At 59.7% G+C, this 372-nt stretch carries 1 protein-coding gene; it reads right to left on the bottom strand.

Annotated elements, in window-relative coordinates:
• Nucleotides 1-71: 71 nt before the first annotated feature.
• On the bottom strand, nt 72-372 hold a 301-nt coding region (gene pnuC, locus ALO43_RS09715; protein WP_162235583.1), incomplete at its 5' end, for a nicotinamide riboside transporter PnuC.

Below are 372 nucleotides of genomic sequence, written 5' to 3'. Positions count from 1 at the left end.
CAGGAGCTGGCTGTCGGCCGAAATACAGAATCGGTTCGGCGGCTTGCTGGTCGGCGAATATGTACGTCATTTCATCGATCAACAGGGGCGCGATACCCACTACGCCGACATCCCGGCCATTGCTCGGGGCCAGCTGGACTGGGAGGATACCACTCGCGCCAGCCCTGCACGGCCAGCAGGGTGAACAGCGCATAGAGTGCAGCGGTCAGGTACAGCTCTTTGTAGATGAACAGGCCGACAAAAATCACATCCAGCACAATCCATAGCGGCCAGCACTGAACACGTTTGTGTGCCATCCACACTTGTGCCACCAGGCTGAAGCCCGTGAGTGCTGCGTCAAGCCAGGGCTGTGCGGCGTCGGTGAAATGCGCC

It is taken from the genome of Pseudomonas tremae (genome assembly GCF_001401155.1).
GTDB lineage: Bacteria > Pseudomonadota > Gammaproteobacteria > Pseudomonadales > Pseudomonadaceae > Aquipseudomonas > Aquipseudomonas tremae.
The sequence above is the reverse complement of the archived record's forward strand: the minus strand, read 5'-3'. Positions and strand labels throughout refer to the sequence as shown.